At 35.5% G+C, this 17,160-nt stretch carries 9 protein-coding genes; all 9 read left to right on the top strand.

Annotated elements, in window-relative coordinates; all coding sequences use genetic code 11:
* Positions 1 to 24: 24 nt before the first annotated feature.
* The 9 genes from AB8B52_RS05705 to AB8B52_RS05665 all read left to right on the top strand — a co-directional run bounded on the left by AB8B52_RS05705 (position 25) and on the right by AB8B52_RS05665 (position 17,102).
* The gene (locus tag AB8B52_RS05705; RefSeq protein WP_406026098.1) at positions 25 to 3,204 is read left to right on the top strand and encodes a glycosidase; all 3,180 of its coding nucleotides are present in this window, start codon (positions 25 to 27) and stop codon (positions 3,202 to 3,204) included.
* 12 nt (positions 3,205 to 3,216) lie between these two features.
* A complete protein-coding gene (locus AB8B52_RS05700) occupies positions 3,217 to 5,148 on the top strand; it encodes a glycosyl hydrolase family 16 (protein WP_406026096.1) in 1,932 nt (643 codons plus the stop codon).
* A 49-nt stretch (positions 5,149 to 5,197) separates the two neighbouring features.
* A complete protein-coding gene (locus AB8B52_RS05695; RefSeq protein WP_406026094.1) occupies positions 5,198 to 6,073 on the top strand; it encodes a family 16 glycosylhydrolase in 876 nt (291 codons plus the stop codon).
* Positions 6,074 to 6,190: 117 nt separating this feature from the next.
* Positions 6,191 to 9,643 (top strand): hypothetical protein, encoded by a 3,453-nt coding sequence (locus AB8B52_RS05690; RefSeq protein ID WP_406026092.1) that lies wholly within the window; start codon positions 6,191 to 6,193, stop codon positions 9,641 to 9,643.
* A 109-nt stretch (positions 9,644 to 9,752) separates the two neighbouring features.
* Complete coding sequence (locus AB8B52_RS05685) at positions 9,753 to 10,922, top strand: glycosyl hydrolase family 17 (protein WP_406026090.1); 1,170 nt, start codon at positions 9,753 to 9,755, stop codon at positions 10,920 to 10,922.
* A 59-nt stretch (positions 10,923 to 10,981) separates the two neighbouring features.
* Positions 10,982 to 12,274, top strand: a complete 1,293-nt coding sequence (locus tag AB8B52_RS05680) for a glycosyl hydrolase family 17 (protein ID WP_406026088.1) — start codon at positions 10,982 to 10,984, stop codon at positions 12,272 to 12,274.
* Positions 12,275 to 12,285: 11 nt separating this feature from the next.
* Positions 12,286 to 13,779: a glycoside hydrolase family 30 protein gene (locus tag AB8B52_RS05675; RefSeq protein WP_406026087.1), complete on the top strand. Its 1,494-nt coding sequence runs from the start codon at positions 12,286 to 12,288 to the stop codon at positions 13,777 to 13,779.
* A gap of 28 nt (positions 13,780 to 13,807) precedes the next feature.
* On the top strand, positions 13,808 to 16,165 hold the full coding sequence (locus tag AB8B52_RS05670) for an MFS transporter (protein WP_406026085.1): 2,358 nt from the start codon (positions 13,808 to 13,810) through the stop codon (positions 16,163 to 16,165).
* A gap of 22 nt (positions 16,166 to 16,187) precedes the next feature.
* Positions 16,188 to 17,102, top strand: coding sequence for a glycosyl hydrolase family 17 protein (locus tag AB8B52_RS05665; RefSeq protein ID WP_406026083.1), 915 nt, complete (start codon positions 16,188 to 16,190; stop codon positions 17,100 to 17,102).
* The last annotated feature ends 58 nt before the right edge of the window (positions 17,103 to 17,160 follow it).

Here is a 17,160-nt window from a genome sequence, read left to right as displayed (position 1 = left end):
ATTATTTTTAAAAAAAATAAGATTATGAGAAACAATTTTTTGAGGTTAATATTCCTATTGGCTCTGATTCCAGCGTTTTGTCAAGCTGATAAAGTATCAGTTTTAAATTCTGCTGATGGAATGCGATTAATAGTGAATGGTGAAGCACTCATGATAAATGGTATGAATTGGGGTTATGTTCCAATTGGCACTAATTATTCCTATAGTCTATGGAATCAGTCAGATGATATTATTAAGGCTGCATTAGATGATGAGATGAGCTTATTAAAAAATATGGGTGTAAACGCCATTAGGCAGTATACAGGGATTCAGCCTAAGTGGATAACTTACATCTATGAAAATTATGGTATATACACCATGCTTAATCATTCTTTTGGTCGATATGGATTAACTTTAAATGGTGCATGGACACCTGTTACAGATTATAGAGATAAGCAAACACAAGAGTTACTAATATCTGAGGTAACAGAATTAGCAGAGACTTACAAAGATACACCAGGCTTATTATTATTTTTATTAGGGAATGAGAATAATTATGGTCTTTTTTGGGCAGGTGCAGAAACGGAAGACTTTCCGGATGAAGAAGAACAAAAACAAGAAGTAGGCGAAAAAAGAGGACGACCTATGTATAAACTTATGAACGATGCTGCAATTAAAATAAAGTCAATAGATGCTTCTCACCCTGTTGCCATATGTAATGGTGACGTATTGTTTATAGATATTGTAGCTGAAGAATGTAAAGATATTGATATTTATGGTACAAATATGTATCGTGGTAAATCATTTGGCGATGCATTTAAAGTTGTAAAAGACAAGTTAAATATACCCATTATGTTTACTGAATTTGGTTCAGATGCATTTAATGCACTAACGAATCAAGAAGATCAAAAGATGCAGGCTTTTTTTATGACAGAAAATTGGAAGGATATTTATCAAAATGCTGCTGGTTTGGGTAAAGTAGGAAATTCTATCGGTGGTTTCACTTTTCAATGGAGTGATGGTTGGTGGAAAGTAGGTCAAACAAAAGATTTGGATATTCATAATAATGATGCAACTTGGTCTAATGGAGGTTACTATCTAGATACAGAGAACGGAAGCAATAATATGAACGAAGAGTGGTTCGGCGTTTGTGCAAAAGGACCTAGAAATGAAAGAGGTCTTCATACTTTATATCCTCGTGCAGCATATTATTCTTTAAAAGAAGCACATACTTTAAATCCTTATGAAGAAGGAGTTAATGCCGCGTTTGTTGAAAATCACTTTGCCAACATCAATTTAATGGATGCTGTGCTAAGAGCAAGAGGAGATAAAGCAGCCTTAGGAGGTAGTGATTCTCAAAAACTAAGAATTAGTCAATTAACAGCAAAATTTACTACATTTAACACAGGAGGTAGCCTTATAACAACACCAGATAATCCAGATCCAAACGGTGATGCATTTCCCAATCAATTAGGTTTTGATCACATGCAATCTTATTTTGTTGGTATTGAAGGAAACCCAGCACCTAACATGAGGGCTAATGTTAATTTTAATGTTATCGGTAAAGTTGCTGAAAATCCAATAGATGAAATTTTCTATGAAAATAGAGCAAGACCAGTAGTGTCGTTAGATGCTAATAATCAGCAAGTCATAGTTAACGATATAAATCGGGTCAATGTTTATAATGCAGAATTTGAATGGAATGCGAAAGATTTTGATCTAAGAGGATTTTACCGAACTGGACATTATCATTGGGGCTACGAAGGTGATTTCTTTGGTCTATATCCTGAAGCAAATTATGGACCTAATTTAGACATTTATGGTGGTGAAATTTTAGGAATAGAAGTTGATGGAAAAGGGGTTGCAGAAGGTCTTAAAGCAGCCTTTGGTCCTCAACTGTGGTGGGGAGCTAATCCAACGGCTTTATTAAAGTACAGTCATACATTTGCTAAATTTGACGTAACTGGTATCTACCATAGAGATCTTCAAACTGAAATAATCTTAGATGACACTGGACGTCGTGTCTTAGATATTAATCAAGTACGAAGTGGAATTATTCCTGCATTCCCAACAGAAAGAGCTACAGTTGTTATAGAAAGAGATCTTGGTAAATTTGGATTTACATTTGGTGCTATCTGGGCAGGTAGTCCATTGAATGGAAGCTCCTTTCAAGATGTTACAGGTGGTCCAGGGAACTACTCCGTGTTTGAAGATAAAGTTACATCTGATGATAATTGGGGAGGTAAAGCTAAGATTACATATCAAGGGGGAAGACTTAATTGGTATGCTCAAGGTGGAATATCAGGTTTAGTTGCTGGAGGTGGAGCTGACCAAACTCAAACGTTTACAGGTTGGAAATTAAAAGATAATGGTAGTGGTAATCAATCTAATTTTTTAACAGGTTTTACCTATAGTGTTGGTGACTTTCAATTTGCACCTAACTTTTTATGGCAAAAGCCATTGGTAGATGCAATGCCAGATGGTATCGATGCACCAGGAAGACTGAGAAATGTTATTGATGATCCGTTTGCGGTTAGAGGAAATAGACAGACAACGGCTGGTGAAATGTTAATAACCTTTGACCCAACTCCAGGAACATGGATGTATGAGTGGGATAATGACCGTGCTGAAGATGCTAAGTTTGCTATGAATCTTGGCTTTGTTTATCGTCATCTGCCAACAACAATGGATGCGCATATTGGTTTCTTGGCTAATCGTCAGTTCTTTGCTTTTCCAGATGCAGTACCAGCTGAAGATTTATGGGAGATTCACTCGCGTATGGTTTCAAAGATTTCTCCAGACTTAGGTTTAATTGGTAATTTCTACTATGGAAACGGACAAGCCAATGGTGATTCAGACCGTTTAATTAAAAGATTTGGTGGTGACATTAGAATGATTTATAATAAAATGAAGGTTGAAACACATGTTAAAGTAAATGACTGGGGACCTTTCGATTATCATAGAGATTTTAACCTAACATTTCCATTGCAATTAATGTTAGATGTCTCAACTTCCTTAGGTAAGCCAGATTGGTTTATATTACCTGGTACTACGGTTGGTATAAGAGGAACTTGGAGATCACTAAATGAGTTTTCACCTAGATTTAGTCCTAATGTTATTCCTCCAAATACGTTTCCTGCAATACCTGTTTTAAGCCCTGTAGGATTTCCTGATGGATCCGAATGGGAAATTAGGACTTATATTCATATCAATATTGGAAAATAAAAAAAGCGAAAAATGAAAAATAAAAGACTAATGAATTTAAGAAAGGCATTCGTGTTAGGTTTGGTTTTAACCATGACATTAGGATGTGAAAGAGAGCTTACAGATGCGGCGGTACCTGCTTCATTTTCAAAAGTTGGGGAAGTTTTTACCGATGATTTTATTGGCATGGGTACTGACTTTTACAAACCTTTTGCTGGTTCTAAATTTGAGGCATTTTCAGTAGACGACCAAGAGGGTTATGAAAGTGCAGCATCTTATCGTGTAGATGTACCTAATGCTGATGACCCTAACGGTAATTATGCAGGGGCGATCTTAAGAATTGACGGTGCTGGTAGAGATTTAACCGACTTTGATGCCTTAACCTTTTGGGCTAAAGCTTCTCAAGGAGTCTCTGTTGGGGAAATTGGTTTTGGCCAAGATTTCTTTGAGAATAAATATTTAGTTACTGCGCGTGACTTTAGTATTAGTACAGCTTGGACTAAATACGTAATTCCTATTCCTGATGCATCAAAATTGACAGAAGAGCTAGGTGTTTTTTGGTATTCAATGGGTACTCAAGGGACAGGTGGTGCTGGATATACAGTTTGGTTTGATGAAATTAAATTTGAAAAATTAGACAATATTGCACAACCTCGACCAGCTATTGTTGACGGTGAAGACATTGTTACGGATACATTTACTGGCGTAGCCGCTCAGTTAACAGGGTTAACACAGACGTTCAATTTGGGCTCAGGTTTTGATAGAACAGTAGAAGCAGCACCAAGTTATTTTGAATTTACATCTTCTAATCCAGATGTAGCACCAGTCAGTGAATCTGGTCTTATCAACGTTAATGGTGCCGGTATGTCAGTTATAACTGCATCCTTAGCCGGTGTAGATGCCGCAGGATCATTAACTGTGAATTCTTTAGGTGATTTTCAATTACCAGAGCCTCCTACCAGAAATCCAAGTGATGTTATCGCAATATATAGTGATGCATATCAAGCAGTGCCAGTTGATTTTTTTAATGGATTTTGGCAACCTTTTCAAACTACGCTTTCTGCAGATTTTGTAGTTAACGGAGATAACATCTTAAATTATACTGATTTTAACTTTGTAGGTAATCAATTTGCTAATCCAACAGTCGATGCCACTGATCACGGTAATTTACATGTCAATATGTATATTCCTGGTGAAGTACCTGCGAATTTTGACTTTCTAATTTCAGTTGTGAATTTTGGGGCTGACCAAGTTGATGGTGGTGGTGATGATACTAGACAACAACTTTTCATCAATTCATCTCAGGTTGTAGCTAATCAATGGATGACATTTGAGTTTCCATTAACAGGTTTAGCAGACAGAAGTAGCCTAGGGCTTATTATTTACGAAAATATAAATTTTGCAACGTTGAGGAACTTCTATTTAGATAATATTTATTTTTATCGCGACCCTGTGGTTGTGGTTGGTCCAACGACCGCGCCAGACGCTCCAACGGAGGATGAAGTAACTAATAGTGTAATTTCTGTGTTTAGTGATGCTTATACGGATGTTGCTAATGATGGTCTTAACAATTTTGATAGTGGTTCAATTTTATCCGTAGACACATTTGCTTCAAATGAGGTGTTAAGTTATAGTAATTTAGATTTTACTGGGCTAGAATTTCTTGGGCCTAATATTATTGATGCGTCAGCAACAACAACGCTGCATTTAGATGTGTGGTCTCCAGATGCTAATGAGCTTAAAATTAAGTTAGTTGATTTCGGAGCAGACGGATCTTTTGGCGGAGGAGATGATACCGAACATGAAGTTAATTTAGGTGTAACAGCTACCGATCAATGGATTTCTTACGACCTTAACTTGTCTGACTTTACTGGTCTTTTAAATAGAGATAACTTAGCACAGATAATTTTGGTGAATGCACCAGCAGGAACACTTTTTGTAGATAATATATATTTTTATAATTAATAAGAATCAGAAAAGAGCATAAGCAATGAATGATAAAAATCAAAATAAAATGAAAGCAACTTCTCTTAAAGAAAAGTTGTTTATTCTAAAAAAATCTAACTTGTACTTATCTATTAGTTTTCTTTTAGTGTCCACTTTGTTAGTTGTTTTTAGTTGTAATCCAGACGAAACACAAGAAGTAACAACCTTAAATAATTTAATTCTCGCTCAAGAGTTTAATGTAGATGGCGCACCAGATCCTACGGTTTGGGGTTATGACCTTGGTAATGGATCAGAAGTTGGATTACCTGGATGGGGAAATAATGAATTACAATATTATACGGACAGACCAGAAAACGTCATTGTAGAAGACGGCATGTTAGTATTAACTGCTCGTGAAGAATCATTTCAAGGAGCATCTTATACGTCTGCAAGATTAGTTACAAGAGATTTATTCGAAACCAAATACGGCCGTTTTGAAATGAGAGCAAAGCTACCTTGGGGAAAAGGACTTTGGCCAGCATTTTGGCTTTTAGGTAACGACTGTGATACCAATACATGGCCACAATGTGGTGAAATAGATGTTATGGAATTGGCAGGTTCAAAACCAACCAAAATAAGTGGAGCGATTCATGGTCCTGGTTATTCTGCTGGAAATGCGCTACTCAAGGAATACGATTTAGTAAATGACCGCTTCGATACAGGGTTTCATATCTTCGGAGTAGAATGGGGTCCAGGTTATGTTAACTTTTATGTAGATAACGTATTGTATAATCAAATTACTCCAGAAGATATGCCAGAAGGTGGTACATGGGTTTTAGATGATGACAGAGAATATTATATGCTTATAAATGTTGCTGTAGGTGGTGCTTTTGATGGTCCTCCAAATAGTGCAACCGTATTTCCACAAAAAATGTATGTGGACTATGTGCGTGTATATAACTAACAAATAAAAATTTTATTAAATAAAAGGTCGAGACTATGTGTTCGACCTTTTTTAAGCATATCTAAAGTTTACTTTAGTACAGTTTAAAATATTTACCAATAAGCTTATCGACCAAAGATGACAAAGAATACGAATAACGAAGCACTAAATAGTAATGTAACATTAGAACAAGTTCACATTGAAAACGAATCTTATTTCAAGATCACTAACAATGATGAAATGCGTCCATTTTTTATGAGTATCGTAAGTGATTCAAATCACTGGATGTTTATATCGAGTAATGGCGGATTAACCGCAGGACGAAAAAATTCTGAAAATGCTATATTTCCATATTATACAGATGACAAGATTACAGAATCTGCTGAAATTACTGGGAGCAAATCCATATTTAGAGTTAAACAAAATGATAAAATACACATTTGGGAACCGTTTTCTTTAAGATATGATGGGTTACAGCATACCACGAGAAATCTCTATAAAAACACCTACGGAAACAAGGTGATTTTTGAAGAGGTGAATCACGATTTACAATTAGCCTTCAGATATCAGTGGAATTCTAGTAATGAATTTGGCTTTGTTAAAAAATCGAAGCTTATAAATAATGGTAATGCTACTATAGCGATTGAAGTTTTAGATGGCATTCAAAATATTATCCCTTCTGGTGTTGGTTCAGATTTACAAAACCGAGCGAGTAATTTGGTGGATGCTTATAAGAAGAGTGAACTAGAAAAAGATTCAGGTCTCGGTATTTTTGCATTAAGTGCAATTATCGTTGATAAAGCAGAACCTAGTGAAGCCTTAAAAGCAAATGTTGTTTGGTCTTTAGGATTAGATAACCCTAAGTACCTGTTGTCTTCGATACAATTAAAAAACTTTAGACGGGGACAAGACATTCAGGAAGAAATCGATGTAAAAGCTGAAAAAGGAGCTTATTTTTTAAATACAACCCTTCAACTTAAAGCAAATGCATCTAAAGAATGGATGATTGTTACCAATGTAAATTACGATCATGCAGCAATAGCAAGTATTTCTCATAAAATACAAAATGAGAAAAACCTTGAAACTTTAGTGAATCAAAACATAGAAAAAGGCACACAAAACTTAATTAATTTAAACGCCTCTTCTGATGGATTACAGTTAACGGCCGATACCTCTAAAGATACTCGTCATTTCGCAAATACCTTATTCAATATTATGCGTGGTGGTATTTTTGATGAAAATTATCAAATCGAGAAATGGGATTTTAGCAATTATTTATCTAGAGCCAATAAGAAAGTTTACGCTAAAGCGGGTGCCGTTTTAAATAGTTTGCCAGACGTTTTTACCATTGCTAATTTAAAAGAAATCGCACACCAAAGTGATGATAAAAACTTTAAGAGGTTGTGTTTAGAGTACATGCCATTAAAATTTAGCCGTCGTCATGGAGATCCAAGTCGCCCGTGGAATAAGTTTTCAATTAACACACGTAGCGAAATTGACGGTTCTAAAATCTTAGATTACGAGGGTAACTGGAGAGATATCTTTCAAAACTGGGAAGCATTGGCACATTCATATCCTGAGTTTATTGAGAGCATGATTCACAAGTTCTTAAACGCAACCACTTTTGATGGTTACAATCCCTACAGAGTCACAAAAGGTGGATTCGATTGGGAAGCCATTGAACCAGACGATCCTTGGTCTTACATTGGGTATTGGGGAGATCACCAAATCATCTATTTATTAAAGTTTTTAGAGTTTATTGAAGATCATAAACCTGGTAAATTAGCAAGTTATTTTAATGATGACTTGTTTGTTTATGCCAACGTACCTTACAAAATAAAGAGCTATCAAGACACACTTAATAATCCAAAAGACACCATTGACTTTGATTTACCTCTAGATGAAAAAATTAGAGAAGAACGAGAACGTTTAGGTGCTGATGGAGCTTTGCTAAGAGACGAAAATTCGTTTATCTGTAAAGTTAACTTTATTGAAAAAATATTAGCCACAGTATTGGCAAAAGTATCTAATTTCATTCCAGAAGCAGGTATTTGGTTAAATACACAGCGACCTGAGTGGAACGATGCCAATAATGCGCTAGTAGGAAACGGAGTCTCTATGGTTACGCTTTATTACTTACGTCGTTTCTTAAGCTTCTTCCAAGAAGTCGTTAACAAAGCCGAAATTAATCATACTGAAATTTCAGAAGAACTATTAGTGTTTTTCAATGGAGTGGTGAAAACCTTAGAGACTAATAAATCTGTGCTATCTGGCAAAGTTTCAGATGTTGATAGAAAAACGATTTTAGATGGTTTAGGAACCGCTGGTAGTGATTTTAGAACCACAGTATACGACAACGCATTTACAGGTAAAAAAGCAAAAATTTCTTTAGAGCATTTACAAGACTTTGTAAGCGTAACGTTAAAATATATAGATCATACCATTGATGCTAATAAGCGCGACGATAATATGTATCATGCATATAATCTTATGACTATTAATGGAGATGACGAAGTGTCGGTGTCCTATTTATCGGAAATGTTAGAAGGACAAGTTGCAGCCTTAAGTTCAGGTTACATCTCTTCAAAAGCATGTTTAGAATTGTTAGATGGTCTTAAGAGTAGTGCGCTATTTAGAGCAGATCAATACAGTTATATATTATATCCAAACAAAGAATTATCGCGTTTTGTTGAAAAGAATACCATTCCGAAATCAGCAGTTAAAAATTCTGAATTACTATCACAGTTAGTCAAAGATGGTAACACGCAAATCATAGTAAAAGCGGTTGATGGGGATTGTCATTTCAATGGAAGTTTTAATAATGCCAATAGCCTAAAAGACGTTTTAACGGTTTTAGAAGATTCTAAATATGGCGATCTTGTTAAAAAGGAAAGAAGCCTGTTGCTAAAAACTTTCGAAGGTGTATTTAACCATAAAGCATTTACAGGACGTTCTGGTACCTTCTTTGGTTATGAAGGATTAGGTTCTATATATTGGCACATGGTATCTAAACTGCTTTTGGCAGTGCAAGAATGTTGCATCAAAGCCATTAGAGATAATGAAAGTGACGAAGTTGTAGGACGCTTATTAGAGCACTATTACGAAATAAACGAAGGTATTGGTGTGCATAAATCTCCATCATTGTATGGAGCATTTCCAACAGATCCGTATTCGCATACACCAGGCGGAAAAGGTGCACAACAACCAGGTATGACAGGTCAGGTAAAAGAGGATATCTTAAGTAGATTTGGTGAATTAGGTATTTATGTCGAAGATGGTAAATTATACTACGATGCGCGCATGATGCGAAGAGAAGAATTTTTAACCGAAGCCAAAACATTTAATTACGTCAACGTTAAAGGTGAAAAAGCGCAGATTGAACTCACCAAAGGAGAACTTGCTTTTACGTATTGCCAAGTTCCAACAGTGTATAAAATTTCAGATAAAAATGGAATCGAAGTAAAACATAATGGTATTTCAACAATGTTTCCAGGCTTAACTTTAGATGAAACGCTGAGTGAATCTGTATTTAAAAGATTAGGTGAGATTACAGAAATTAGAGTGCATATTAAGCAAGACGATTTAAAATAAAAGTTGAATACGCATAACTATAGATTCAGAATAAAAACAAAAGTTATTTACGATATAAGATGTTGAATTAGCAAAAAAGCGAAAGCTTTTAAGCTAAAAATTAAAACAAGTGAAGGCTAAAGATATATTAGGAAATCCAGATTATTTAGCAATTTCGTATGGAGGTTACAGAGCAAAAACGCGAAGTATTCAGCCTTCGATTACGGAGCTAAAAAATGATTTAAAAATCTTATTTGCCATGGGCATTAGGATTATTAGAACCTATAATGTTCAAGAACCATTACCGCATGCATCAAATATTTTAGAAGCTATCAGTGAACTTAAACGCGAAGATTCAAATTTCGAAATGTATGTGATGCTCGGTATTTGGATAGATTGTCTCAATGCTTGGACGGATCAAATGCCAAATCACGAGGAGGAAAGTTTAGATAATCCTAATGAGATAAACAGAGCTGTGGCTTTAGCTAATAAGTATCCAGACATTGTAAAAGTGTTGGCTGTCGGAAACGAGGCTATGGTAAAGTGGGCAACAAGCTATTACGTTCAGCCACATGTGATATTGAAATGGGTAAATCACCTTCAAAATTTAAAGAAGAACAATCAATTACCTAAAGATCTTTGGGTGACCAGTTCAGATGATTTTGCATCTTGGGGAGGCGGAGATCCGTTGTATCACGTTAAAGATTTAGAAGATATAATTAAAGCGGTAGATTATATTTCGGTGCACAGCTATCCTTATCATAACACACATTACAATCCAGAATTTTGGGGAATTCCTCAAGAGGAGAGTTCACTTTCAGAAATTGAAAAGATTGATAATGCTATGAAACGTGCAGTTGAATTTTCTAAAAATCAATATAAACGCACTGTAGATTATATGAAAAGCCTTGGTGTTGATAAACCAGTGCATATAGGTGAAACAGGTTGGGCAAGTGTATCTAACGGATTTTATGGCGATAAAGGTTCTAAGGCAACGGATGAATACAAGCAAGGTGTGTATTATAAATTAATGCGCGATTGGACCAACAGTGAAGGTATTACATGCTTTTATTTTGAAGCCTTTAACGAAAAATGGAAAGATGCGCACAATCCTGAAGGTTCAGAAAATCATTTTGGCTTATTCAAGATTAATGGAGAAGCCAAATATCCAATATGGGATTTAGTAGATAAAGGTGTTTTTGAAGGCTTAAAAAGAAACGGAAATTTAATTACAAAAACATACAACGGAAAAAAAGAAGATTTAATGCCGCATGTTTTAGTACCACCAATGAAACATTAGATAAGGATTGAGTTGGTTGTTATAAAATTAAGAATTTGTAGAATTAATAAAGTGAAATCATGAAATTGAGTAACTCTATTTTTGTAATTGCAATGCTATCAGTAGTCATGTGGTCTTGTAATCAGAATTCAAAATCGAAAAAGGTAACAGAAGTCAAGAAGAAAATGACAGCAAAAGAGATTTTAGGCAATCCTAATTATTTAGCCATGTCTTATGGTGGTTATAGAGATGTAGACCATGATGTAGAGCCTACTATTGAAGAGTTAAAAGAAGATATGAAGCTCTTGTCTGCAATGGGAGTTGGAATTCTTCGTACGTATAAATTACATTTACCACATGCTTCTAACGTTGTAAAAGCTATTTCAGAATTAAAAAAAGAGGACGAAAATTTTGAAATGTACGTCATGCTTGGCGTTTGGATAAATTGTAAAGATGCATTTTCAGATCAAGTACCAGATCACACACAAGGCAATGAAAGTAATGCAAAGGAAATTGAAATGGCTGTTGCTTTGGCTGCTGAATTTCCAGATATTGTGAAAGTAATCGCTGTCGGAAATGAAGCCATGGTGACTTGGCAGGCGCAATATTTTGTGCAACCACATATCATTTTAAAATGGGTGAATTATTTACAAGATTTAAAAAAGTCAGGAAAATTACCTGAAGATTTATGGATTACTAGCTCAGATAATTTTGCATCTTGGGGAGGTGGAGACGAAAGTTATCACAATGACGATCTAAATAAACTAATTATTGCTGTAGATTTTATCTCTATGCATACCTACCCAATGCACGATACACATTACAATCCTGCGTTTTGGGGAGTGCGTGATAATGAAGTAGGATTAAGCGATATTGAAAAAATTGATGCGGCTATGGACCGTTCGTTAGAATATGCCAAATCACAATACAACAGTGTTTCTAAGTATATGAAAAGCATTGGTGCTAATAAACCTATTCATATCGGTGAAACTGGCTGGGCAACTGTATCTAATAGTTTTTATGGGCCTAACGGTTCTAAAGCTACAGATGAATATAAAGAAGGTAAATACCATGAGTTAATTAGAGATTGGACCAATAAAAATAACATCGCTTGTTTTTACTTTTCAGGTTTTGACGAACCGTGGAAAGATGCAAACAATCCTCAAGGCTCAGAAAATCACTTTGGACTATTTACAGTTGAAGGATATGCAAAATACGCCTTATGGAATGCGGTTGATAAAGGAATTTTTAAAGGCTTAACTAGAAATGGTAAACCAATTACAAAAACATATAGCGGAGATAAAGATGCTTTAATGAAGGATGTTTTAGTGCCTCCAACCGAAGCAGAAATAGCAGCCAAAAAATCGAATTAATAAATAAATACATGAAAATAAATACGTCTATTCTATGCGTTCTTTTTGTAATCATGCTAATAAGTTGTAACCAAAAAGAAGAAAAATTGAAAGTTGAAGTTTACGAGACATCAGCAAGTGGTAATAAACTAACAAGGATTATTGAGTTTACAACAGTAGATTCAGCTTCAATCGTTACATTATTGCCTGAAGAAAAACACCAAACCATAACAGGTTTTGGAGGTTCATTTACAGAGGCATCAGCGTCGTTACTAAATAGACTTGGTAAAGAAAACCGTACCAAGATTATTGAAGCCTATTTTGGAGAAAGCGGAGCAAAATACTCCTTAACAAGAACTCACATGAATTCTTGTGATTTTTCACTGACTAATTATTCTTACGCACCAGTTGAAGGAGATAAAACCTTAGAGCACTTCTCGATTGATGAAGATCGTGATGATATTATTCCTATGATTAAAGAAGCCATGGAAGTTTCGCAAGACGGCTTTAAAATAATCAGCTCACCATGGACAGCACCACCTTGGATGAAAGACAATAAAGATTGGAGAGGTGGAAAATTATTGCCAGAATATAATGATACTTGGGCTTTGTTTTTTTCTAAATATGTTGATGCATATAAAGCTAAAGGTGTTGATATTTGGGGTTTTACTGTAGAAAATGAACCTTTGGGTAACGATAAAAATTGGGAAAGTATGCATTTCACACCAGATGAAATGACCAATTTTGTTATGAATCATTTAGGTCCAAAATTAGAAGCTGATGGCAAAGGCGATATAAAAATTTTAGGCTACGATCAAAACCGAGAGCATTTAAAAGAATGGGTAGATTCTCAATACAAAAATGAGGCAACTTCAAAATATTTTGATGGTACAGCAGTTCACTGGTACGCGAGTACATTCGATTATTTTCCAGAAGAATTACAATACGCGCACAATAAAGCACCAGAAAAATACCTAATTCAAACAGAAGCTTGCGTAGATTCCGAAATCCCTAAATGGCAAGATGATGCTTGGTATTGGAAAAAAGAGGCTACAGATTGGGGCTGGGATTGGGCACCAGAAAAAGATAAGCATCTACATCCTAAATATGCACCAGTAAATAGATATGCTAGAGATATTATTGGCTGTCTAAATAATTGGGTAGATGGTTGGGTCGATTGGAATATGGTATTAGATAGACAAGGCGGACCAAATTGGTTTAAAAATTGGTGTGTTGCACCAATCATTGTAGATCCAGATGCAGATGAGGTGTATTTAACACCATTGTATTATACCATGTCTCATTTTAGTAAGTATATTAGACCCGAAGCTAAAGTAATAGGTGTAAATAAAACAGATGATGACTTAATGGTAACTGCGGCGCAAAATCCGGATGGATCTATTGCTGTGGTTATGTTTAATGAAGGATACACACCAAAGAATTTTACTTTAAATTTAAACGATAAATTTATAAGCCTTAATATTAACGCACAAGCGATACAAACCATCGTGATTCCGCAATCATAATTTAACTAACTAAAAAACGAAAATTAATATGTCTAAATCCACAAATAAAGTTCCTATGGGTCAGAAAGTGGCCTTTGGTTTGGGAATGTTAGCTAATCAAATGTTCCCAGCTGCATTAGGGATATTTATGGTGGTTTTAATTCAAAATCTCGGTTTTCCTACTTGGGCATATTCTGTTCTATTTTTTCTGCCTCGTGTATTCGATTCAATTACAGATCCAATTATGGGTTTTATTTCAGATAACACAAAATCAAAATGGGGAAGACGACGCCATTATGTATTTCTTGGAGCCGTTATTATGGGTGTTTCTTACATACTCATGTGGCAACTTTATAAAGATAGTGGCTTAGAATATAACTTTATTTATTTTTTATTGTGGTCGTTAGTGTTTTACTTAGGCCTGACAATTTTTAGTGTCCCTTACGTAGCTATGGGCTATGAGATGAGTGACGATTTTCATGAGCGCACAAATATTATGGCCGTTGCGCAATGGATTGGGCAATGGGCTTGGGTGATTGCACCTTGGTTTTGGGTCATTATGTACGACGAAAGTTGGTTTCCATCAGCGGAAGAAGCGGTAAGAGAATTAGCCATTTGGGTCGGACTTGTTTGCATGCTTTTAGCCATGGTACCTGCATTTTTTATAAAAAGTGAATCAACTTTAAATGAAGATTATGCACCTTTAAATTTAAAGACTATTGGTAGCAGCTTAAAAGAGATTTTAAAAGGGTTTAAAGAAGCCTTCCGAATTGAGCAATTTAGAAAATTATGTATTTCAACATTTTTCATTTTTAACGCCTTTAATACTGTAGCAGGTTTTTCGTTTTTCATTATTGTATATTATTTGTTTAATGGAGTTACAGGTGAAGAGGGTTCTTGGATTTGGCCAACGCTTTTTGGCAGTGTAGGTGCATTAGTAACTACATTTTTAGTAATACCTATAGTGGCTAAAATGTCTAAATCACTAGGAAAAAAGAAAGCGTTTATCGTTTCTCAGAGTATTTCAATTATAGGCTATATTCTATTATGGTTTTTGTTTATTCCTGGTAAACCTTATATCGTGTTATTTGCATTGCCATTTTTCTCTTTTGGCATAGGTGCCTTATTTACTTTAATGATGTCAATGACAGCAGACGTCTGTGATTTGGATGAACTGAACTTTGGACAACGACGCGAAGGCATTTTCGGAGCTATTTATTGGTGGATGGTTAAATTTGGTTTTGCCATTGCTGGTGGACTAAGTGGACTGATAATGCTTGCTGTAGGTTTTGATCCAGATTTACCAGTGCAACCCGATGGTGCTGTAACAGGTTTGCGTATTTTCTTTTCTGCATTTCCAATTATTGGTACATTAATCGCTATTTACGTGATGAAAGATTATGACTTAACAGAAGAACGTGCCTTAGAAATTAGTGCTGAGTTAGAAAAACGTAAAACTAAAATTAAAACCAAAGAAATATCCTCAGCTTATGGCTCAGGGAATTTAATTTCTGTTTTAGATGGTGATTTTAAGTTGAGTGCTTACCAAGGTCTAGATCTTAGTAATAAAAGTATAGAAGAGCTTAAAGCGTTATTCAATAAAAAACTCAATGAAGGTTTATGTGGTCTCTGTTTTAGTCCTTATGTTGAAGGGCAAGACACTGGAGATATTTTGCAAGAAAGTCAAATTAGAAGACGTATGGATGTCATTTCTCCATTCACCAAAGCGATACGTTCTTTCTCCTGTACTGAAGGTAATGAGCTCATTCCAAAAGTGGCTTTTGATAAGGGTTTAAAATCTATTGCAGGTGCATGGATTAGTGAAGATAAAGCACGTAACGAAGAAGAAATAGAAGCATTAATTGCATTAGCAAAAACAGGTGTCATAAATGTGGCAGCAGTTGGTAACGAGGTCTTACTTCGTGGCGATGTTACGGAATACGAATTAATAGTCTATATCAACAGAGTAAAACAAGCCTTATCTGGTTTTGATGTTGCCGTTGGCTATGTTGATACCTATTACGAATATTATAAACGACCAAATTTAGTGGATGCTGTCGATATTATTTTAGCCAATTGTTATCCATTCTGGGAAGGTTTTAGTGTAGAAGATGCATTACAACATCTAAGAGAAATGCATGCCATTACGGTTACTGTAGCAAAAGGTAAAAAAGTAGTCATTGCAGAGACAGGTTGGCCAAGTCAAGGTGCCGCCAATGAAGATGCACATCCATCTAAAATTAATGCCATGAAATACTTTATACAATCGCAAGAATGGGCAGACCATGCCGAAGTTGAGATTTTCCACTTTTCATCGTTTGACGAGTCTTGGAAAGTGCGTGTCGAAGGAGAATTAGGCGCACGATGGGGAATTTGGGATAAAGATGAGAATTTGAAATATAATTAATAAACCACCAAACCAATATACCATGTCATACAGAGAGGAATCCTATTACAAACCTAAAGCCTACAGCCAAATTACAACACATGGTCTTGACGCTTCTAAGCATTCATTTGAAGAATTAAAAAATATTTGGCGTCAAACCATAAACGATGAATTTCATGGCATATGTTTTAGTATGTATGAAGATGGCCAAGAGCCAGGTGATGATATCAGCTTTGAACAAGTTGAGCGTCGTATTAAAAAATTGAAGCCTCATGTTAAAGCAGTGCGTTCATTTTCATGTATAGAAGGAAACGAGCACGTTCCTGTTGCGGCAAAAAAGCATGGCTTAACAACCTTGGTTGGTGCTTGGTTAAGTGATGATAAAGACGCTAACGAAGAAGAAATTGAAGGCTTAATAGCACTCGCCAAAGCTGGTAATGTTGATGTTGCAGCTGTAGGTAATGAAGTTTTATACCGAAATGATTTGTCTTTGGAAGACTTATTAGGCTATATAAAACGTGTTAAAGAAGCGCTTAAAGGTTTAAATATTCCTGTGGGTTATGTGGATGCGTATTATGAATTTTCGCGTCATCCAGAACTAGTAGAACATTCAGATATCATTTTAGCCAACCTTTATCCATATTGGGAGGGTTGTCCAATCGATTATGCATTGGGTCATATGCAAGCCATGTACGGTCAAGTGGTGGATGCCGCTCAAGGCAAACCTATAATTATTACTGAAACAGGTTGGCCAAGTGAAGGTGGTGGTCTTAAAGGAGCATTTGCATCGCCTGAGTCAGCAATGAAATATTTTATAGACACCATCAATTGGACCAAACAAAATGACATACCAATTTTTTATTTCTCTTCATTTGATGAGTCATGGAAAACAGGTGATGAAGGAGATGTAGGTGCTTATTGGGGACTTTGGGATAAACACGAAAATTTGAAGTTCTAAAACTTAAATACAACCGTATCATATAATTTAATACCCATGGCTGCAAGTTGTGGGTTTT

The organism is Winogradskyella sp. (genome assembly GCF_045105575.1).
Classification (GTDB): domain Bacteria; phylum Bacteroidota; class Bacteroidia; order Flavobacteriales; family Flavobacteriaceae; genus Winogradskyella.
This window is presented reverse-complemented; position numbering and strand designations above follow the sequence as displayed.